We start from the raw sequence: 20,940 nt of genomic DNA on the forward strand, positions 1-20,940 counted from the left end.
CCCCTGTTTAAAGGATTAGCGTTGAATGATCTGTTAACTTCTTTGCGCTGCCTGTATCGCCGTTAAAGCAATGGTAAACACGATATCATCGACCAAAGCACCGCGAGACAAATCATTGACTGGTTTATTTAAACCTTGCAGCATTGGGCCGACACTGACTACATTGGCAGCACGTTGTACTGCTTTATAAGTGGTATTACCCGTATTTAGATCAGGAAAAATAAATACATTGGCACGACCTGCAACTTGCGAATCAGGTGCCTTTTGGCGCCCGACACTTTCCACTGAAGCCGCATCATATTGCAAAGGACCATCAATGAGGAGATCCGGTCGACGCTGCTGGGCGATCTGAGTTGCTTCAGCGACTTTTTCAACATCCGCACCTGTACCCGAAGTTCCCGTTGAATAGCTGATCATGGCGATACGTGGATCGAGACCAAATGCTTTTGCGGAATCAGCAGATTGAATGGCAATCTCTGCCAATTGTTCTGCATTCGGATCTGGATTAATTGCACAGTCACCATACACATAGACTTCATCTGGTAACAGCATAAAGAATACAGAAGAAACCAATGAATAATTAGGTGCAGTCTTAATCAACTGGAAGGCAGGACGTACTGTGTTGGCGGTCGTATGAATCGCACCAGAAACTAAGCCGTCAACCTCATCTAAGGCTAACATCATCGTACCCAGTACGACGGTATCTTGAAGTTGCGCTTTGGCTTGCAATGCATCTAATTTACCTTTACGTAGCTCAACCATTGGATCGATGTAGCGGTCACGGATAGTGTCAGGATCAATGATCTTTAAATCACTCGGTAACTGAATGCCACGTGCCTTGGCAACCTCAGCAACAGATTCTGGTTTTGCCAATAAAATACACTGTGCGATACCGCGATTCTGACAAATAACAGCGGCTTGTACGGTGCGAGGCTCGTCTCCTTCAGGGAGAACAATACATTTTTTCGCAGAAATAGATTTTTGGACTAATTCATAACGGAATGCAGAAGGGGACAGGCGTGGGTGAAAGTTGTCTTGAGTGTGTTGATCGAGCCACTGATTATCAATATGGCTGGATACGAAACGTGTGACTTGTTCAGCGCGCTCAGTATCATCGATTGGAATTTCATTCCCAAAACGGCTCAGTTTCTTTAATGCTTCTAAAGTTGTGAGAGGTGTGTGTAAGATGGGTAAACCCTGTTTGATGGCACTTTGACAAAACTCAAGCACATTTGACGGTGGGGGTGATGGTTCCGTAAGGACGAGACCTGCCAATGGCGTCCCATTACTGCTGACTAGACTTGCCGCCAGTAAGATATCTGCACGCTGAGATGCTCCGATAATTAGTTCACCGGGTACAAATTTGTGTAGTTCAGACTCAATGTTGGAAGCAATCAAACTGGTATGCAATATACGTCGATGTTTGGCTTCACCTTGATGTAACCACGTTCCATTAACAATCTGGGCAATATCTAGACTTCGAGGAACGCTCAAAATATTACTAAAAGGCACTAAGCCAATAATAGGTAGAGCCTCAGTTCCGATATGGCGGTTATAGCGTTGCAGTTCTACAGCATAATTGTCTATCTTCTCACCTAAGCGTAAATTTGGATCGAGTGTGACAGGAATTTGTGCCGTATCTTCAGGCAACCCTTTGGTTCGCATAAATAAAATGCCAGTCGTACGTGCTGAGGCTGCACCACCAAACTGTCGAAGATGTGCATCTATTCGTTCAGCTGTTTTACGTGGATCGGACAGGTCTGCGGTACTGACCAAAACCACTTGAGCATCTAAAGCTTGTGCTAAGGCTGCATTGATTTCACTGACAAAATGGTCTTGGCCATTTGGAACGAGCCCTTCCACAATGATCACATCATGATGCGCCGCGATTTGGCGATGTAAAGCCACCGCTTCTTCAAGCAATTCATCTGTTTCACCGAGTGCAATCAATTGTGTTAATCGATCATAAGGCATGGGTTCTACAGCATGATGCTGAAATAAATGGTGGTATAAGGTTGTGGTGCGATCAACAGTTGCTTCAGCAATTTGAGAGAATGGTTTTAGAAACCCTGCATTAATGCCTTTACAATCCAGCGCATAAATCATACCAAGACAGGCTGAGGTTAAACCTACACCTTCACCAGTCGGAATAAGTAAAATTGTATTCATAATGACCTTAAAATTCGATTTATTGGTTAATTAAGTTGTCCAAGTACTTGGCGTGTTTCTTTAGCAATCCGTCCCTCTTCATCGGTCGGGATGACCCAGATCTGTGGACCTGTGTCTTGATCAATACGACCCTCAGTACCACGTGCTAAGCTATTATTTTTTTCTACACTAAATTGCAAACCAAAGTGAGGTAAATAGGCTACGGTTTTCTCACGAATATTGGCAGCATTCTCACCGATGCCGCCAGTAAAAATTAAACCATCTAAACGTGGAAGCCCACAACTTAAAGCTGCTAAAGATTTAGCGAGGCGATAGCAGAAAACTTCGATTGCGAGTGTCGCTCCCTCATGCCCACTTTCTGAAGCTTCAACTAAGGTTCGCATATCATTAGAAAGACCAGATAAACCCAGTAAACCACTTTCTTTATTCAGCATGTTGTCGATTTTTTGAATATCCCATCCTAGATTATTGGATAGGAATAGAGGGAGGCTTGGATCAACATCACCACTTCGGGTGCCCATAACGACACCTTCTAGCGGTGTCATTCCCATAGAGGTGTCAATACTTTCACCATTCCAGATCGCACAGGTTGAGCTGCCGTTACCGAGATGTGCGCTGAGCCATCCACCTTGATTTTTTTGACCGGCTAACTCACTTGCTCGCTCTGAAACATAGGCATGGCTAGTGCCATGAAAGCCATAACGGCGAACTTGGTAATCTGAGTATAAAAATTGTGGTAGTGCATAACGGTAAGCACGTTCAGGCATAGTTTGATGAAAAGCAGTATCAAAGACAGCAACTTGAGGTAAATGTGGAAATAACGCTAAGGTCGCTTCAATGCCGATCACATTGGCTGGATTGTGTAACGGCGCTAGAGGAACCGCCTCACGAATGCGGTCAATGGTGTCTTGGGTCAAACGTTCAGCGTGTGTCATGGTACCGCCATGTACCACTCGATGTCCGATTGCTTGAGGATTGTAATTTGCTAGTCGAGCTAAGAGTGTTTCGAGCGCTTTGGCGTGATCTGCGTAAGGGATGGATAGTTCAAGCGGTTCACCACCGATGGTAATGCCTTTAATTCGCGCATCGGCGGCCCCTAAATTTTCTGCCAAACCATAAATACGATCTTCACGACGTTCTGAGATCAGGGCGTATTTGATTGATGAAGAACCACAATTAATTACTAATACAGATATAGCCACGTTTGAACACCTAACCAATTTTAAATTTTATGATAAGCATTTTGAGTTTACGTTTATCTATGAACGGTAAAATCAAGCGCAATGTTTTAACATGAGGTGTTGCATGGATAAAATAGACTTTAGCCTATACAACTTTTTTATAAATCAACGGAATTAATATTTTTCAGTATAAGTTGTAAATAAGAAATACTTTTGATTAATCTGTTGGTTTTCACCATATTTTTGTATGAAAATATATAAAAACACGATAAAGATCAAATGAGTGAACTTTATCGTGTCGAGTGTTAACTGGATGAGTTTTAATTATTGGCGGATTTGACCATCACCAAAGACGATCCATTTTTGAGAGGTTAATCCCTCAAGACCAACTGGGCCGCGAGCATGAATTTTATCAGTAGAGATACCGATCTCAGCACCCAATCCATATTCAAAGCCATCTGCAAAACGAGTGGATGCATTGATCATTACAGAGCTTGAGTCAACACGCGCTAAGAATTCACGCGCTAAGCTAAAGTTTTCAGTAATGATGGCATCTGTATGATGCGAACCATATTTATTGATATGTTCGATTGCTTCATCCATGCCTGTAACTACTTTTACCGCAAGGATCGGCCCTAGATATTCAGTATACCAATCTTCTTCTGTGGCGGTTTTCACTGCCACACCTAAGATACGTTGTGTCTCTGGGCAACCACGCAATTCAACCTGTTTCTCGGCATATAATTCGGCAATGTGCGGTAGAAACTCATCTGCAATTGCTTCATCAACCAATAAAGTTTCCATTGCATTACACACCCCATAGCGATGGGTTTTTGCATTTAATGCAATTGGAAGTGCTTTTTGCAGATCTGCTTGAGCTTCAACAAACACATGACAGTTACCGTCTAGATGCTTAATGACAGGAATACGTGCTTCTTGGCTGATGCGTTCGATCAGGCTCTTTCCACCACGCGGTACAATCACATCAACATATTCGGTCATGGTAATCAGATGACCTACCGCTGAACGATCTGGCGTATCAATCACTTGAACAGCATGTTCTGGGAGACCTGAAACTTGCAATCCATGTTGAATTGCGGTTGCAATGGCTTTATTTGATTCAATTGCTTCTGAACCACCACGTAAAATAATGGCATTACCTGACTTTAACGCCAAAGAAGCTGCTTCTAATGTAACATTCGGTCTAGATTCGTAAATCATACCAATCACGCCCAATGGAACACGCATTTTACCCAATTGAATACCTGAAGGACGGTAAGCAAGATCGGTAATTTCTCCAATAGGATCAATGAGGGCTATAACATCTTTTAAACCTTGAAGCATTCCTTTAAAGCGTGCGGGCGTAAGTTCTAAACGATCTAGCAAAGCAGTATCTAATTGTTTTTGACGACCATTTTGCATATCAACTTGATTGGCCGCTAAAATTTGTGTTTGGTTATTTTCCAACGCCGTATAAATCGCAGACAAAGCGTGATTTTTAAGATGAGTTGATGCACTCATCAAAACACGAGAAGCTTGACGTGCTTGAATACCCACTTGTTGCATATAGTTTTCGATAGAATCTTGCATAGCATTTTAAGGATTGCCTGTACTAATAAAGATAGTAACAGTCAAATGCAGAACAATGAATAGGCGGAACTCACAATTCAAAAAAATTAAAAATGTTAATTGACGCAAATTTTTTTATTTTAGTGCGATAGGGGTATTGAATATAAAGTGGAGATTACATATTTTGCAAAAGATTATTGGATTAAACAAGATAAGTGGTAAAGGAAATGATTGCGTATAAAACGTGCATTTGTATAGAATGAAAATGTATAGGATAAATGTAATACAAATTTTATAAATTTGTTAACTTGCAAGTATAAATCGCTGACAATGAGGTTCTTGCATCAAAAAAATAATCAAGGATGGAGGAAGGACATGAATTCCATTATCCAAATGGACTCGGATTTAAATCATACCTACACAGGGTTTGGTTTTTTCGACATCTACAATAAAAACAGTTTTAAGCAACCAGCGCGCACTACATGGATTGATGGTTGGAAAATTGAATATATGGCGATTGCAGATCCTAAAACGATCCATAACACGCCGATTGTAATTGTCGGGGGCGCATTTCAAAACTTTAACTCTTATAAATATTGTGTTGAGCAACTTTTTGAGAGTGGTCCTGTTATTTTAATAGATTTACCATCCATGGGCGCAAATCAACAAATTCGCAATGTTGATACGGGTGAATCTGCTGGTATTTTAGAATTGCCAGACTTATCAAAAATGCTTGGTCAATGGCTCGATATTGTAGGAATCGATAAAGTTTCCATGATGGGAATGTCTTTGGGATCGGTTGTTGCTTCTTCGTTTGCCCATCAACGTCCAGAACTTATTGATCGTATGGTGTTGATGGGGGTAATGCAAAAGACGCGTAAAAGCTGGCGTATGTTGCTTGAAGAGTCATTGCATCTCATGCGTGAAGATCGCATGGAAGAATTTGGACAGGCTGTTATTTTGTATTTGGTTAACCATGCCAAACTAGATAAAACACGTATGTCACCGACTGCTAAGCGTCTATTTTTTAGACAGATGGCGGAATTTAGTGCAACAGAGCGTGAACGTTATGAGATCAATTGCAATCGTTTGTTACGCCTAAGCGATGTACCTGTGCCGCAATGTAAAACATTGGTTGCAGCAGGGCAGTACGATAGTTTTACTTTACCTCATGAAAATGCGGACTTTGCACTTCAATGTCAGGACATGCAGTTTGCTTTGATTGCCAATGCAGATCATGTACCACAATTACAACGCCGTAAAGAAACGATGAATTTATTCACTTCATTCTTGAAAGGTGAATCTATCGACAATCTTGATGGCATTATTACCATGACACGTGAGGAAATGAAACAGATCGAACGTCGTGGTGAAGAACGTATTCCGGTCTTGCAACCAGAAACTAAACTAACACATCGTCATTTAGACAATGAAGTTTCAGTTAAAGTTGTTGATATCACTTTTTTTGGTGTGTATTTAAAACTGGATGACTTAGAACAACTTGATTTTGTTAGCCAACATCCACGTGATTTAGCCTTACATTTAGCTGATGAAGAAGGCGAGTTCAAAATTGAATGCTTAACTTTCGAAGCAACAGCGCAGGGTTTACGTATTTTATTTAAACATGGCAGTTTTGACATTGCTGAACGTTTAACACGTTTTATTGAACGTCAAAAACAGTTGTAATTTCAGTTTATTTGTAAATAAAAAAAGAGAAGTTGATCATGATGATCACTTCTCTTTTTTATTAACCGTTAGTACTGGCTTGAATGGTCCAAACAAGATCACCTAAATGCTGCTGTTTATTTTCCAGCGTTTTTTGCTCGAAGAATTGTTTAGGTTGTAAGACAGTAATGCGCTTAAAACCAGCTTCATGGAAAAACTGCTCAACTTCTGCTGGCGTTTGAAAATGAAAGCTAAATGAGCTGCGAGACATCCATTTGAGTAAACGACTGCTATTCCAGATAATCGTTGCAAGTTTGTTTTGAGTTGGTTCAGGATAAAGATCTGTAAGATAATGAAGTTCGATAAAATCTTTACCATAAGTCGCAATGGATTTGATCAATTGGTGTAATAAAGGCTTATCAAAATAATTAATTAAACCTTCGCTAATAATTACCAGAGGGCGTTTAGGATCGAATACCGCAAAGGCAGTTGCAAATGCCTCCGTAAATAAATCTACCGATAACACCATTTCGACATTTGCTTCGATCTGTTGTAATGCCGCTTGTTTGGTCGCTGCCATATCGGGTAAATCGAGTTCACGATAAACAATATCTGGATAGTGTTGTCTAAACCACCAGCCACGGGGAGATAAGCCACAAGCAATTTCAAGCACTTGTAGATCTGGATGTTGATGAATAAGTTTTTCTAAGTGGTTATCCAGCATAGTGTGACGTTGCTTAAGCGTGGTGCGCATGCTACCACCCACATATTTTTCCGCCCAGCTTTCGATGGGATGGACTAAGGCGGCGAGTGTTTTGCCTTTTTTTGTTGCCAGCGCCGGATGTGAGATCCCCATTTGATACCAGATATAGCCAGTATAGTGTGCAGTAAATGAAATATGGCGGTGTTTTGAAAGTTGTTGTGTCATCTGTCCTAGACTCTATTTTTTCCTAATTTAGATATAAAATTCATCTCTTTAAAATACAGAGTGCTTTGACTATATCTTGATTTAGGCTTGTTATTTACTATCGTGGGGCGGCATGGATGCCGCCGTTGGGCTGGGGTTACAAGGATGTACCCTCAGCCTAACAAAGGATTTTTGCTTACTTTTCATCCCCGAAAAGTAAGTCGAGCCGAAGGCCAAATCCTTTAATCAGATGAGCACTCGGCAAGATTCCATCGTGTGAATAGAACAATTAAAAATCTAATCAAAGTTAGAACGAATTCTTAAATTCTTCAATGACTTTTCTGACGTTGTGCCAGTTTTCATCGTCTAACGTTAAGGTGGTTCCGATTTGAATATTTGGAATATTACCGCGCATACGTTTTAATCGTTGTTGATTTGGTAAAGCCAATTCTTGGATACCATCCAGAGCTGTACATGCAGCATCACGATCGTTGCAGACCAAGCCCATGTCACAACCTGCATTTAGCGCGGCCTGAATCCGTGCATCTGCACCGCCAGCAACACATGCAGCTTGCATGCTCAGATCATCAGAGAACAGTACGCCGTCAAATTTAAGCTCTTGACGTAGGATCGTTTGTAACCAAAATGGAGAGAATCCAGCAGGGTTTGGATCAACTTGATCATAGATGACGTGGGCAGGCATTAGCGCATCCAGTTGCGGCATAAGCTTGATAAAGCTTTGCATGTCTTTATCATAAATTTCTTGATATGAACGGCTATCAATGGCAGCTGCAACATGTGAGTCCGCTTTCACTGAGCCATGACCAGGGAAATGTTTACCTGTGGTGGCCATGCCTGCTTTTTTCATCCCACGCATAAAAGCGTCGGCAAGAGGCACAATATCTTGCATATTTTTAGCGAAACCACGATCACCAATCACATCACTGATATCATTCAAATCCAAAACAGGGGCAAAGCTGAAATCAATACCGACAGCTAACACTTCGGTTGCCATTAGCCAGCCACATTGTTCTGCTAACTCCATCGCTTGTTGTGGATTTTCAAGATAGTGTTCACCCAATCTTCCCATAGCCGGTAATAAGGTAAAACCTTGTCTCAAGCGTTGCACTCGACCACCTTCTTGATCTACAGCAATCAGGATATCAGGGCGTACTTGGCGCATATGATCAGTTAAGGCGCGAACTTGTTGAGGTGATTCAATATTTCGTGCAAATAAAATCATGCCTCCGACTTGCGGAGCTTGTAATAGTTCAATATCTTCTTGAGTAAGTTCTGTGCCAGCAATATCTAGCATCAAAGCGCCAATCATATGTATTCCGTTTGAATTTTGATTAAAAAATTGATGAAAAAAACGATAGCAAAATTGTGCAATGATTTGCTACATTTTGTCAGTACAGATTATGATAAAACTACATGATATTGATGATAAATACTTATTTGTGAGGTTATTTATAACATCTGATAAGTATGCAGGCTGATAAAGAGTCGAGTGAAATATGTTCTTAATCCCTCTATCAGCATGTAATAATTGCCATATCCAAGGAAGTACCCAAATTTTATGAAACTTCAAATGATAGCGTGTGCAGTTGCAATTGCGACTGGTGGTTTGTTTTTCTCTCATACAATTAATGAGGCATTTGCGGCAACAGAAGCATCTGCTGTATCAACGGTGATTAAGCCTACACAAGAACAAGCGCTGGTCGCACGCCAGTTAGCAACATTGGTTGATCGCCAGCATTACCTCAACATGCGCTTAGATGCATCGACTTCCAACCGTGTTTTAGATATGTATTTGGATAGTCTTGATCCTGATCATTCATTATTTTTAAGTGGTGAGGTCGAGGAATATAAAAATAAATATGGCTCAAATTTTGGTAGTTCACTTAAAGCTGGGAACTTAACTGGACCATTCGAAATTCATGCACAATATCGTGAACGTTTGAAACAGTTCTATGAGTTTATGTTGGCTGAGTTGAAAAAGCCACAAAATTTGCATCAGAAAGATGTTTCTTTGGATCTGAAACGCGAAAAGGCACCTTACTTCCAGACTACGGCTGAGCAGCAAGCGCATTGGCGTAAAATGCTGGTATCGCAGCTAATTAACTTAACCATTAGTAAAGAAGAAGAGTTAGCCAAGCAAAAGGCATTGAAAGAAAATCCATCACTTGCAAATGGACAAGATCTGACTGGACCAGAAGATCTTACACCTGTTCAGACGCTTACCAAGCGTTATACCCGCCAGTTAGAACGTATGGCGCGTCTAAAAAGTGATGATGTTTTAGAAAAAACGCTAAATGCGATGTTGGCGACTTATGATCCACATAGTAATTATTATCCGCCAATTGATGCGATGGAGTTAAATCGACAAACGACTTTGCGCTTGGAAGGAATCGGGGTTTCGATTCGTCCAGAGCGAGGCAATGAAGATTACACTCGAATTGAAACCATCGTTGAAGGTGGTCCAGCAAGTAAGTCTGGACAGGTTAAATCAGGTGATCGCATTATCGGCGTTGCCCAAGATGGCGAAAAAATGGTGGATGTCATCGGCTGGCCTAGCTCTGAAATCGTTGGCTTGATTCGGGGTAAACGAGGAACCAAGGTGGTTGTACGTTTACTAGGACCTGGCGCTCCAGTGAGTCAAGCACGTAATGTCACTTTAACCCGAGATATTATTCAGGAAGAAGATGCAGGTGTTCGCTCGCGTACTATTGAGATTACACGTGATGGTCAGAAGCATACTTTTGGCGTGATTGAAATTCCATCTTTCTATTTTGATTATCGCTCTCGCCGTGCAGGGGCAGAATATCGCTCAGTTTCAGTGGATACAGCGAAGGCTTTAGAAGCACTTAAAGCGAAAAAAGTAGAAGGAATCTTGATTGATTTGCGGAATGATCCTGGTGGTTCTTTAGAGGAAGTTGCGCGAATGCTCGGGCAGGTGATCAAATCTGGTCCTGTGGTTCAGATCCGAGATGGTAATGGTAATGTCAATGTGTTTGAGGACACCGATGGTGGCGCACAAATTTATGCAGGACCATTGGCTGTTCTTGTAAATTTAGCATCTGCATCGGCGAGTGAGATTTACTCTGCTGCAATTCAAGATTATGAGCGTGGTATCGTAATCGGTAGTACCACGACAGGGAAAGGCACAGCACAGGTTCAACTGGATTCATTGGCCTATGGGCAAGCAACGCTGACACAGCGTAAATTCTATCGTATCACGGGTGGAAGTACGCAGAATAAGGGCGTGATTCCAGATATCAAACTTGTCGATATCTATAACGAGGAGTTCGGCGAGCGTAAAGCGAAGAATGCTTTGAAGTGGGATACGATTCCAACAGCCCCATTTAAACGTGAAGGTTCGGTTCAGCCTTATGTGACTAAATTATCCCAATTCTCTGCTGAGCGTGTTGCTTTGGATGCACAGTTTAAATACTTAGAGGCGAGAAAGGCGATCGCACAGAAAACTATAGATCAGAAGCAGGTAGTATTAGATATTAACCAGCGTCGTGCAGAGCTGATTGATTTAGAAAAACAGACTTTAGACGCTGAAAATCAAAGACGTGTAGCATCAGGTCAAAAGCCTTATGCAAACTGGGAAAGTTATCAGGCCTCAATTGATGCATTGATTGAAGCGCGGGCTAAAATGAAAGCGCATCAACGTTTACCTTTGCCTGAAGAAGAAGCTTTCGTAACTGAAGCGGCAAATGTTCTTTTGGATTATGCCAAGTTGCAAGCTAGATAATTCAATCGTGATAACAAAAAGCCCTATGTCATGATAGGGCTTTTTATTTTCGGTAGCTAATTTCAATCAAATCTTAGTCTGCGCGAATCCAAATTTGGTTACGACCTAATGCAGATACACCTAGATAGCCGCGTAAATGTAGGCGCTTACCATTGGTACTTAATTTAGCTCGCATACTGTAAATTTTACCTGTATTCGGATCTAAAATTCGACCATTGGTATAGTTAAGACCCTCACTATATTTTAGACCTGTTACCACATCTAAGCCTAAAATCGGTTTATTGGTATAAGGTGCAGGACAATCTACACAGGTTTCTTTCGGTGTATAGCCTGTACGAGGAGTAATCTTTACGATTTTCCCGGTATAGCTCCCATTTGATTCTTGGCGAATTTCAACTAACGCTTTTGGCGCCCCCGTCTTATCATCAATACTTTGCCAGAGTCCCGTGATATCAACCGCAGAGGCAAAACTGCTGATGGTTGATAATAATAAAGCACTTATTAATTTTTTCCCCATGATCAAAAATCCATTTAATGTTCAAGTGCTCTATTATGGGTGATTTGTAATAACTAGTTCAATATTAATATGTGATTTGTGACAAAAATTATGATAGAGATAAAATAAATGTTGGCAGCCATATCGCTGTAAATACTCCATTCACTGCCATACCAAATGCTGCATAACGCCCTGCAACAGGACCGCGTTGCCATGCTTGTGCTGTACCAATCGCATGAGCCGCAAGACCCAATGCCAAACCTGAAGCACGTTCATCATGAATATGTTTTAAGATCCAAGGTGAAAAAGCTGCACCAATGACGCCAGATAAAATCACAATCAGGGTAACCATCATCAAGGGTGCATGGAGTAAGGTTGCAATATTTAGCGCAATTGGAGTGGTGACTGCTCGTGTAGCAAAAGCCATGATGGTGGGTTCAGACATATGTAATAAATAGGCAAGACTCATGGGTAAAGCGACAGCACTAATACTCGCAAAACCCAAAATCCCGATCATGGATTTGAGCGGTAAGTCATCATAGCGCATCGCGGCCAAAGGAATAGCGAGCGCAACAGTGACATACCCGAGTAAATGATTAAATACACCATTCACGTTATCCATGTACTGTTCGTATGGGACTCGCAAGATTGCCAATAGGCCAATTACAATAAACATGGCAAAAACGATTAATGGAATTTGAGGCATTTTTTTATTGAGTGGTTTAGCGATCAAATAACTCACTAAGGTGATTACGAATCCGTAAATAACCATAAACATATACGAACTCCTATAACCAGCGTTTTGCCATCTTGGCGTAAATCCATAATGGCAATAAAGTACTCAGGGTGAGAATAAATAAAAATACAGGAATTTCTTTGCCTAAATGGACCAGCATAATTAAAGAACCCGCACAAATCGGTAAAAAGGCAAATGAGCTTTCTTTCATGATTCTATTATTGGTATCAATCAGGCGATTGGAGATTTTTCTGAATTTTCTCCAGATCAATAACACGGTGAGTAGACTAATCAGCCCGACTAAATTTCCCAGCTCAGGATGGTGAAAGAAAGTGGTGATGGCGACAGCTCCTTCACGAAATACAACAATCAACAGAATCGTGTAAAACCAAGCTGTCCAATCAATTTCTTTCATGTTCTCTTTTACCCATGTTTATAACAATGACGTTGGATCGTGCAATTACTCTTGCACTAGAGGTAAGTAGGAGGGTATTTATTCCTTCTTGGATTCAAACTCTTCTAAAACACGCTGAAATAAGAACGACTTTTCTCCCACAATTTCATCTAATGGTAAGTGTGCTTGTCGAATCAGTTGTTCTAACTTGTGAGGTGCGATGCATACAGATAAATGTAAATCACCGTCATCATCATAATGCTCAGAATGAATAACATTCAATGTGTAAAGTTGTGTGCGTAGTTTACCGTAAGCAGGTTTGAGGACTAAATCAAATTGTTGTAACTGTCCTAAAAGACATTGCTGCACCGCCTGACTCAGCAAATCCAATCCTTCTCCTGAATGCGCGGATAGATAAACACGATCGGGCATTTCAGGTGCTTTATACGTGATTTTAGCGGTATCACCACTAAGATCAATCTTATTATAGACATGCAAAATTGGTGCATCGGCACCGATTTCTTTTAAAACCGATTCTACCGCTTCGATTTGTTCCGGCATATTTGGGCTGCTGCTATCGATAACATGTAAAAGTAGGGTTGCTTCTAGAGTTTCCTCTAAGGTGGCTTTAAAGGATTCAACTAAATCATGTTGTAGATTACGTACAAATCCAACGGTATCAGCCAATACCACAGTACCAATACCATCCCAATCAAGTCGGCGTAAGGTTGGGTCAAGGGTGGCAAAGAGCTGGTCAGCAGCGTAGACGTCACTTTTTGCTAAAATATTAAATAATGTTGATTTTCCAGCATTGGTATAACCGACTAAGGAAATGGTGGGAATTGCTGCTTTTTGTCGTGCTGCACGTCCTTGTAAACGGGTTTGTTGTACCTTAATGAGCTTATCTTTGAGTTGGGTAATTCGGACGCGAATCAACCGACGATCGGTTTCTAATTGAGATTCACCAGGACCGCGTAAGCCAATACCACCTTTTTGTTGTTCTAAATTACCGGTAAAACCTCGAATTAAACGAGTCGATAAATGTTTGAGTTGAGCCAGTTCAACTTGTAATTTACCTTCATGAGTACGTGCACGTAAGGCAAAAATATCTAAAATTAAGCCTGTACGATCAATAACACGACATTTTAAGATTTTTTCTAAATTGCGTTCTTGGGCCGGGGATAGTGAATGATCGAAGATGACTAATTCGGCTTCAAGTTCTTTGACTAATTCTGCAATTTCATCAACTTTCCCTGAACCAATAAAAAATTTGGGATCAGGTTTCTGACGTTGAACTGAAACATGTTCAAGAATCACAGCACCTGCAGATTGAGCGAGCAAGCGGAACTCTTCAGCATCAAGATCATCCAAAAGTTGAACAGAAACACTGACCAAAATTGCTCGTTCACCACTTTGACGCTGCTCAATATTTTCCACGCTGTTTATAGATCCTTGGTCCTAAAGTCTTATTCTAGAACAAACTGAAAGCAAAGGGCAAAGACTGAGTAGATTTATATAATATTGCTGCGTAAAAGCGCTATAAATCCTACTAATGTCCCAAAATATAAGATTGACCAACCAATAAATATTCTTAGAGCATAACCATATGAGATAGCGGTTTGTGAACTAGGTGTAGTTGCTTCGGGTTTCATCTGCTCACCTTTTGATTTGAAAATTCGATTTCTTTATTATAATTAATCAATAAAACCATTTAAAATTGAAAAATATTATGCTTACATTCGGTTTTTGTTATGACACAAACTTCTATAAGGGGATATGAGCGTGATATAACTTGATTAATTCAATGTAATTATGTTCAGTGTTTTACTGATCCGATGGTTTTAACGATTTATGACTCAAGAAGTATCAACAGCAAAAAGCAATGCGCCATTAAATTTACTTTCCAAATTTAGTTTATATAGTCGAAAACTAGCTGCAGGCTTAGAAACCATTGGTGAAGGATTTTATCTGATTTATCGACATGGCCTGTATAAAGATCCAAACAATCCAACCAATACTCGATATGTTCAATATTTTTGTCGACGACTATGTGAGGTCTTTAACCTAGACGTGCAAGTGCATGGCAGCATTCCGAGAGAACCGTCACTATGGGTGAGCAATCATATTTCATGGTTAGATGTTGCGGTGCTGGGCTCTGGAGCACGTATTTTCTTTTTGGCGAAAGCTGAGGTAGAAAAGTGGCCTATTTTAGGCAGTTTAGCCAAAGGTGGCGGCACTTTGTTTATCAAGCGAGGATCGGGTGATTCATTGCGCATTCGAGAACAAATTGCAGGTTTTTTAAAACAAGATATTCCAGTGTTATTTTTTCCTGAAGCTACAACTACCGATGGTCGTCAGGTTAAAAAAGTTCATGGCCGTTTATTAGGTGCGGCGATAGAAGCTCAACGTCCTGTGCAGATTTGTGTTATTTGTTATGTCAATCAGCAAGGTGAGCTAGATATGGTTGCGCCATTTATTGGTACGATGACTTTTGCTGAGCATGTGCAACGTGTATTAGAAATGCCGAAAGTCACAGCGCATTTATTGACTTTACCTGCAATCTCGGTTGAAGGGCATACGGTTGATAGTTTAACCAAAGAAGTAGACTTAAAGATGCGGGAAGGTTTGAAAAAGCTACACCGTAAAGTATTGAAGGTATTGCCAGAAGATGATCTTACATAAATCCTTCAATTGGGAGCCATGAGATGACTTTCATGCTGGCTCTTTGCCACCATTTCATTTTTGGTTCTTTTCTGTAGATGATCGGACCTTGAGGTGTTTGTCGTTGCCATGTAATTTTCTTATTGGCATCCAAAACTAATTTGTATGCAAACTTGGTTAGATTCTGGTCCATGTTGGTGTGCACAGCTTGAGCCAGTGGCGGGCTATTGAGAAGAACCCCAATTTCGGTATTTAAATAGGCAGAGCGCGGGTCAAAATTAAAAGAACCAATAAAAACTTGCTTTTCATCGAGAGCCATGAGCTTGGCGTGTAAACTTGAACGGCTTAAACCTTTAAGACTTACTTTTGCTTTTTTTGCCAGTTCTTCCGTCCGTTTATCTAAATCACTTTTATCTATTGCGGGTAAAAACTCATAGAGTTGTACTCCATTTTCGAGTAACTCTTGACGGTATTTTCCATAAAATGCATGTACAACAGCAACATCGTTGGCTTTAAATGAGTTGGTGAGAACTCTGACTTCGATACCATCTTGCACCAAGTCCGTTAAAACTTTTGTTCCTTTTTTTTCTGGTACGAAATAAGCTGAGATGAGATCGATATTTTTCTCAGGTTGTTCTAGGTGATTGATCAATTGAAAGTTTAAATGTTCTTCTTTTCTGGCTTTAGCTCTTATTTTATCAGGCGAGTCTTTCACTACTTCCGCTTTGACCCAATCGAGAGAGATCTGTTGATTCATTAAACCATTGATGGTCTGTGAGTGATTGGTGATATCTAGGTAGTTTTGTACAGTAGCAAGTTGAGAATGCTCATCTAATTGTTGTTTTAGGCTGTCATAACTAAGGCGGTGAGAACGTTGTTTAACGATATCTCTTACATCGTAGGCATATTCATGATTCCAGTAATCATCAAAAGAGGCTGAAATATCATTTACCGCCGTGCCAAACAACATTACATCGACATCAGAGAACTGAAAATTTTCGCTGATATTATAATATTGATTCGTCATATTACGTCCGCCAATCAATGCAACTTGATGGTCGGCAATAAAACTTTTGTTATGCATACGTCGATTGATGCGTTTTAAGTCTAGCACCATATCTATGGCACGATATTTACGGAATCGGTACGGGTTGAATAACTTAACCTCAATATTTGGGTGCTGAGCTAAAGCTAAAAAAATTCCTTCAGTTTTTTTCGCATTATTATCATCGATTAACAGACGTACTTTCACACCACGATCTGCTGCACGTATCAAGGCATGCAAAGCAAGAGCACCGACTTTGTCGTTATCCCAAATATAATATTGTAGGTCTAAGCTCTTTTCTGCTTTTTCAATCAGGCTTAAACGGGCAGATAAGGCTTCTAATGGTTCAAATAATAGATGATATCCCGTGAGGGCAGGATGTTGAGCTTGTAAAGGTTGAATAACCTGAGCCAGTGAAGTTTCCGAATGTTCAACTTGAACGCTTACAGATGGCGTTGCTGGTGTTTTGTGCTTAGGTAACGTACTACAACCACTTAGGGTTAACGCAATTGCACAAGAAAACGCAAGCATGTTTTTATTGTAAGTACTTGTACTTATCTTTGTATGTTTGCCATTTAAATGAGAAAATTGCGTCATAATGGTTACTAATTAAAGGTTGAGTTGAGTATACCATTTCATCGAAAAAGATAAATATAAGATGCAACCTCTGCCCCTGAGTAAATTGAAAGAGGTCTTTAATGTCGAATTCAGATCCTATTATTTTTGGCTTTTATCTTATTTTTGCCATTTTAGCGCTTTGGGCCTTTATGGAAGCATGGGTTCATCAATCTCGTACAGAAACCATCCACCCATTTAAAGCCTTTGTGCATTTACTGGCTTTCTATCTTTCTTATTTGTTGGTGCCGTTGTGGTTCTTTAGCTTATATGCAGGCTGGTCTGGGTATTATAGTCTTCATCAAACTGCTTTCGTTTTCCTTTTAAGTAGTGTCTTGGTCTACGCACGTTTCATTGAACCCCATCAGATACATGTCAAACAGCATCAATTTCGCTTAAACCCGACGCGTGAATTTAAGCGCCCTATTAAAGTTGCATTGGTTGCTGACCTACATATTGGTTTATTTTCAGGGCATGAACGACAACTGAAAAGCATCGTTAAAAAATTAAATCAGCAGCAACCTGACTTGGTTGTAGTCGCGGGAGACTGGACCTATGAGCCAGAAAATCGACTTGTTTATGAGCTTGAAGTTCTAAAGCAGATTCAGGCTCCTGTGTATTCAGTTCCTGGTAATCATGATGAACAATATCCAGGGCCGCCAATTCGAGAGCTTTTAAATGAAGCATTGGCACAAAATAATGTGATAGACATTGAAGGTAAGATTGTTGATTTTGATGAGTTTCGTCTTATCGGTGTCGGAGATCTATGGGCTGGTAAAGCAAATATGCGTTTCTTGCCTGATTTACCCCAAGACAAACCTTGGTTAATTTTATCCCATAATCCAGATACTGTAGATATGGTACCTGAATTACCTATGCGTCCATTGATGTTATCGGGACATACACACGGTGGACAAATTGAGCTGCCATGGGTAACCAATTATATTATGAAAAGAGTCTCAATTTTGGGACATAAAAAAGGTTTCTATTCACATGAGCATGCAGATGTATTTGTAACAGTTGGGACAGGGATGGTTGGTGTACCTTTTCGATTTAGAGTGCCGCCTACCATTGATATGATTGAACTCATCTAAAAATAAAAAAGCCAACTAAGATCAGTTGGCTTTTTGAATCGTGTTGAGGGTGTGCTAAGGAATAATAATGACAGCTACACGACGATTGTTGGCGCGATTTTCCTCAGAAGTGTTAGGTAAATAAGGTTGGCTTGAGCCACGCCCAATGACAGTTAAATTATTCTGCTTGAAGCCTTGATTAAGAAAAATCATAGAGACACTTTGAGCACGTTCTTCTGAAAGTTTTTGGTTGTATTCCGGATTACCTACATCATCGGTATGTCCCACAATTTTTAGTTTTTGCAAATCGTATTTATTTAACTGCTTCGCAAGACGAGCAATCTCATTCGCATGTTCAGGTTTGATGTCTGACTTATTGAAGTCAAAAAGCAAGCGTTCAGGTAAGCCTAAACTCCAACCTTCATCAGTTAAAACGAAACCTTCTTGTTTTAACATTTTGACTTGGCGATACTTCAATGGACCAAAACTCAAACATCCAGCCAATGTTAGGCAGAGTAACGCAATAAATGAAATTTTAAGTGTGTGGGTGCGCATAACATATCCTAATTTTCTGGTTTATAAAGAAACCAATGAGGGTTTAAGTTCTTAGCTTTATACATGGCTTGATCAGCTTGCATGACCAAATCTTCTGGGTTTTCAGCGAACTGGGAGAAAGCAATCCCCAAACTAAAACTGAAATGAATGGATTGACCATTAAATTCTAATGGTTCTTTACAACTTGCAAGTATGGTATCTGCAATTGTCTCTAAATGTTCTGCTTGGTGAATCGCATGAAGAATGATAGCAAATTCATCTCCACCTAAACGGGCAATAAAATCCTCATGACGTACAGAGAGTTTTAAACGCGACGCCATTTCAGTTAAAACCGCATCTCCAGCCAAATGACCATACTGATCGTTGATCGTCTTGAATTTGTTATTATCTAAAAATAGTAAGGCTGAGTTGTGGCGATACTGTGGATTTTCAAAGATATTATTCAATTCTTCATAAAAATAATGACGATTAGGCAAACCTGTTAATTGGTCATGATGTGCTTGAAATGATAATTGATGATTCTCTTTTTGAAGATGCGTATGCCAAATTTGAATTTCTTCAAGCAGTTCATTAAAAACCGTATTTAAATTTTGGAATTCACGGATTCGATTGTTTGGGAAACGTAAATTATATGCTTTTTGGTCACTCACCAGTTGTGCAATATGAGTGAGTGGTTTAATGGCCTGCATAATTTGGCGGTAAGTCAAGTTGACTGACCATAATAAGGCAATCACAATAAAAAACATTGAAATTGCTAAACCAATAATAATGGTTTTAAGAAAATGCAAAATGTTTTCAGAGCTGCCATACAATACGAGTTCACCAACCTGCTTTTTATTATGAACCACGGTTAATTGAACTGGATCGTGTAAAAACCAATTGTCGAGCAAATCTTGCAAAAAAGAAGTGTATTCAATGGTTTTACTACTTTCTGCAAGCAGCTGTTTTTGAGCATCATATACATGAATACTACGGATAGCATGGCTTGTAGTATAGTCTGAAAGAATTTGATCAATGGTTCCTTTATCTTTAAACACCACAGCAGGTTGAATACGTTCAAGAACTGTTTGACTTAACAGTTGAAGATTCTGCTTTGCGTAAGTCTCCATGGTAAACATCGAAATCGTGGCAAAAGTAAAAGAACAAATGAAAAAAGTAATCGCAAAAATAGTAAATTGAGACTTACGGAATAAAGCATGCAGTGAAGTTGATTGATATAAACTTGAAATCACTTTGATCACTCCGTGTTTTTTGCCAAGAGTAGAACACGTGGATCAATATGAACTTTGGAAGCGCTTAAAGCGTCTAAATTCACTTTAAATGAAGAAAAGGTCTGACGACTATATAAACAAAAAATACTTCCAATCTCGCATGATGGGTTATTGGTACTTAATGAAAGTAAAGAGCGAGAAGGGTGTGACTGAATAAGACTTTGTTGTTGTTGTGGCGTTGTTGTAGAAAAATACACGACATTGCAATCGGTTTTTGTGAAATCTTTCGTTGCTACTGCTTGCACTTGATAATCGTAGGCAAGTTGGCGAATATTGATTTGGAATTGAGAAGCCGCCTCATTGTTATCTAAAACACAAATGGTTGGGCGTGTTGTATTGGGCCATTTGCTATAACTCAATATAGATAGGGTTAACTCATAGAAACTATGGCTCGAAATGGCGTGACTAAACGGACTAATAGAAATTAATCCTATTAGCCACAAATATTGAGCTTTTCTAAGAATGTACCGTCTTTTCAATCAAAAATGCCAAAAAATGTGAAGCAAGAAACATATTCTACTTTACTTAATTGTTTAAAAATAGCTCTTAAAGCCAAAGAAAAAGCATTAAAAGTAACTGTTGCGTTCAAAAAGTGTGCATTCAAATAAAAAATTTAAGAAACGATGTTGCAAAGGGATGAGAATGCTGTAGAATGCACATCCATCGGCGGTGATGCAGATAAAAACTTGTTGATAAACAAGGATTTGGCTTTGGTGGTTGGATTTTTGGTTTGATTGATAAGTTTTAAAAATATCTAAATTACCTGTTGACTTTTAAGAGATTGAGAGTAATATAGCCGACCTAGCTTGATGATGACGAATCATCGAGAAGATCATTAAG

17 protein-coding genes are annotated in these 20,940 nt (G+C 39.9%); 4 read left to right on the forward strand and 13 right to left on the reverse strand.

All coding sequences use genetic code 11. The features are described 5' to 3' along the window. Window positions 1-33 precede the first annotated feature (33 nt). The 3 genes from pta to DK207_RS13270 form a co-directional block, all read right to left on the reverse strand. Window positions 34-2,169, reverse strand: coding sequence for a phosphate acetyltransferase (gene pta / locus DK207_RS13260; protein ID WP_109441578.1), 2,136 nt, complete (start codon window positions 2,167-2,169; stop codon window positions 34-36). 26 nt (window positions 2,170-2,195) lie between these two features. Further along, window positions 2,196-3,371 carry an acetate/propionate family kinase gene (locus tag DK207_RS13265; RefSeq protein WP_109441579.1) on the reverse strand — a complete coding sequence of 392 codons (1,176 nt, stop codon included), beginning with the start codon at window positions 3,369-3,371 and terminating at the stop codon, window positions 2,196-2,198. Between the two features lie 303 nt (window positions 3,372-3,674). Next, window positions 3,675-4,940 (reverse strand): glutamate-5-semialdehyde dehydrogenase, encoded by a 1,266-nt coding sequence (locus DK207_RS13270; protein WP_109441580.1) that lies wholly within the window; start codon window positions 4,938-4,940, stop codon window positions 3,675-3,677. Window positions 4,941-5,294: 354 nt separating this feature from the next. Here DK207_RS13270 and DK207_RS13275 point away from each other — a divergent pair, with 354 nt between their 5' ends. Beyond that, on the forward strand, window positions 5,295-6,605 hold the full coding sequence (locus DK207_RS13275; protein ID WP_109441581.1) for an alpha/beta fold hydrolase: 1,311 nt from the start codon (window positions 5,295-5,297) through the stop codon (window positions 6,603-6,605). A gap of 61 nt (window positions 6,606-6,666) precedes the next feature. On the opposite strand, the gene DK207_RS13280 is transcribed toward DK207_RS13275, so the two are convergent. Both DK207_RS13280 and nagZ read right to left on the reverse strand, forming a co-directional pair. Then, a complete protein-coding gene (locus tag DK207_RS13280) occupies window positions 6,667-7,512 on the reverse strand; it encodes a class I SAM-dependent methyltransferase (protein ID WP_109441582.1) in 846 nt (281 codons plus the stop codon). A 286-nt stretch (window positions 7,513-7,798) separates the two neighbouring features. Then, the gene (gene nagZ, locus DK207_RS13285; protein ID WP_109441583.1) at window positions 7,799-8,821 is read right to left on the reverse strand and encodes a beta-N-acetylhexosaminidase; all 1,023 of its coding nucleotides are present in this window, start codon (window positions 8,819-8,821) and stop codon (window positions 7,799-7,801) included. A 249-nt stretch (window positions 8,822-9,070) separates the two neighbouring features. Here nagZ and DK207_RS13290 point away from each other — a divergent pair, with 249 nt between their 5' ends. Beyond that, window positions 9,071-11,254, forward strand: coding sequence for a carboxy terminal-processing peptidase (locus DK207_RS13290; protein WP_109441584.1), 2,184 nt, complete (start codon window positions 9,071-9,073; stop codon window positions 11,252-11,254). A 73-nt stretch (window positions 11,255-11,327) separates the two neighbouring features. On the opposite strand, the gene DK207_RS13295 is transcribed toward DK207_RS13290, so the two are convergent. The 4 genes from DK207_RS13295 to hflX all read right to left on the reverse strand — a co-directional run bounded on the left by DK207_RS13295 (window position 11,328) and on the right by hflX (window position 14,317). Continuing rightward, window positions 11,328-11,771 (reverse strand): DUF2147 domain-containing protein, encoded by a 444-nt coding sequence (locus tag DK207_RS13295; protein WP_109441585.1) that lies wholly within the window; start codon window positions 11,769-11,771, stop codon window positions 11,328-11,330. A gap of 88 nt (window positions 11,772-11,859) precedes the next feature. Continuing rightward, window positions 11,860-12,528, reverse strand: coding sequence for an LrgB family protein (locus DK207_RS13300; RefSeq protein ID WP_109441586.1), 669 nt, complete (start codon window positions 12,526-12,528; stop codon window positions 11,860-11,862). Between the two features lie 10 nt (window positions 12,529-12,538). Then, a complete protein-coding gene (locus tag DK207_RS13305) occupies window positions 12,539-12,901 on the reverse strand; it encodes a hypothetical protein (RefSeq protein ID WP_109441587.1) in 363 nt (120 codons plus the stop codon). Between the two features lie 78 nt (window positions 12,902-12,979). Next, window positions 12,980-14,317 carry a ribosome rescue GTPase HflX gene (gene hflX / locus DK207_RS13310; RefSeq protein WP_109441588.1) on the reverse strand — a complete coding sequence of 446 codons (1,338 nt, stop codon included), beginning with the start codon at window positions 14,315-14,317 and terminating at the stop codon, window positions 12,980-12,982. A 414-nt stretch (window positions 14,318-14,731) separates the two neighbouring features. Here hflX and DK207_RS13315 point away from each other — a divergent pair, with 414 nt between their 5' ends. Beyond that, window positions 14,732-15,562, forward strand: a complete 831-nt coding sequence (locus tag DK207_RS13315; RefSeq protein ID WP_109441589.1) for a lysophospholipid acyltransferase family protein — start codon at window positions 14,732-14,734, stop codon at window positions 15,560-15,562. Here the strand turns inward: DK207_RS13315 and DK207_RS13320 are convergent. Beyond that, entirely contained in the window at window positions 15,555-17,183 is a 1,629-nt protein-coding gene (locus tag DK207_RS13320) for a phospholipase D family protein (RefSeq protein ID WP_109441590.1), read from the reverse strand. The two genes, DK207_RS13315 and DK207_RS13320, sit on opposite strands and share 8 nt — an antisense overlap. 101 nt (window positions 17,184-17,284) lie before the next feature. On the opposite strand from DK207_RS13320, the gene DK207_RS13325 reads away from it, so the two are divergent. Then, the gene (locus tag DK207_RS13325) at window positions 17,285-18,295 is read left to right on the forward strand and encodes a metallophosphoesterase (protein WP_109441591.1); all 1,011 of its coding nucleotides are present in this window, start codon (window positions 17,285-17,287) and stop codon (window positions 18,293-18,295) included. Window positions 18,296-18,349: 54 nt separating this feature from the next. Here DK207_RS13325 and DK207_RS13330 read toward each other — a convergent pair whose 3' ends face one another. Genes DK207_RS13330 through DK207_RS13340 form a run of 3 tightly spaced genes read right to left on the reverse strand, consistent with a single transcriptional unit; the run spans window position 18,350 to window position 20,534 of the window. Then, window positions 18,350-18,829: an OmpA family protein gene (locus tag DK207_RS13330; RefSeq protein WP_109441592.1), complete on the reverse strand. Its 480-nt coding sequence runs from the start codon at window positions 18,827-18,829 to the stop codon at window positions 18,350-18,352. A gap of 8 nt (window positions 18,830-18,837) precedes the next feature. Continuing rightward, entirely contained in the window at window positions 18,838-20,061 is a 1,224-nt protein-coding gene (locus DK207_RS13335; RefSeq protein WP_109441595.1) for a diguanylate cyclase domain-containing protein, read from the reverse strand. A 5-nt stretch (window positions 20,062-20,066) separates the two neighbouring features. Then, on the reverse strand, window positions 20,067-20,534 hold the full coding sequence (locus DK207_RS13340; RefSeq protein WP_109441596.1) for a YfiR family protein: 468 nt from the start codon (window positions 20,532-20,534) through the stop codon (window positions 20,067-20,069). Between the last annotated feature and the right edge of the window lie 406 nt (window positions 20,535-20,940).

This window comes from Acinetobacter haemolyticus (assembly GCF_900406815.1).
In the GTDB taxonomy this organism is placed as follows: Bacteria; Pseudomonadota; Gammaproteobacteria; order Pseudomonadales; family Moraxellaceae; genus Acinetobacter; species Acinetobacter haemolyticus_A.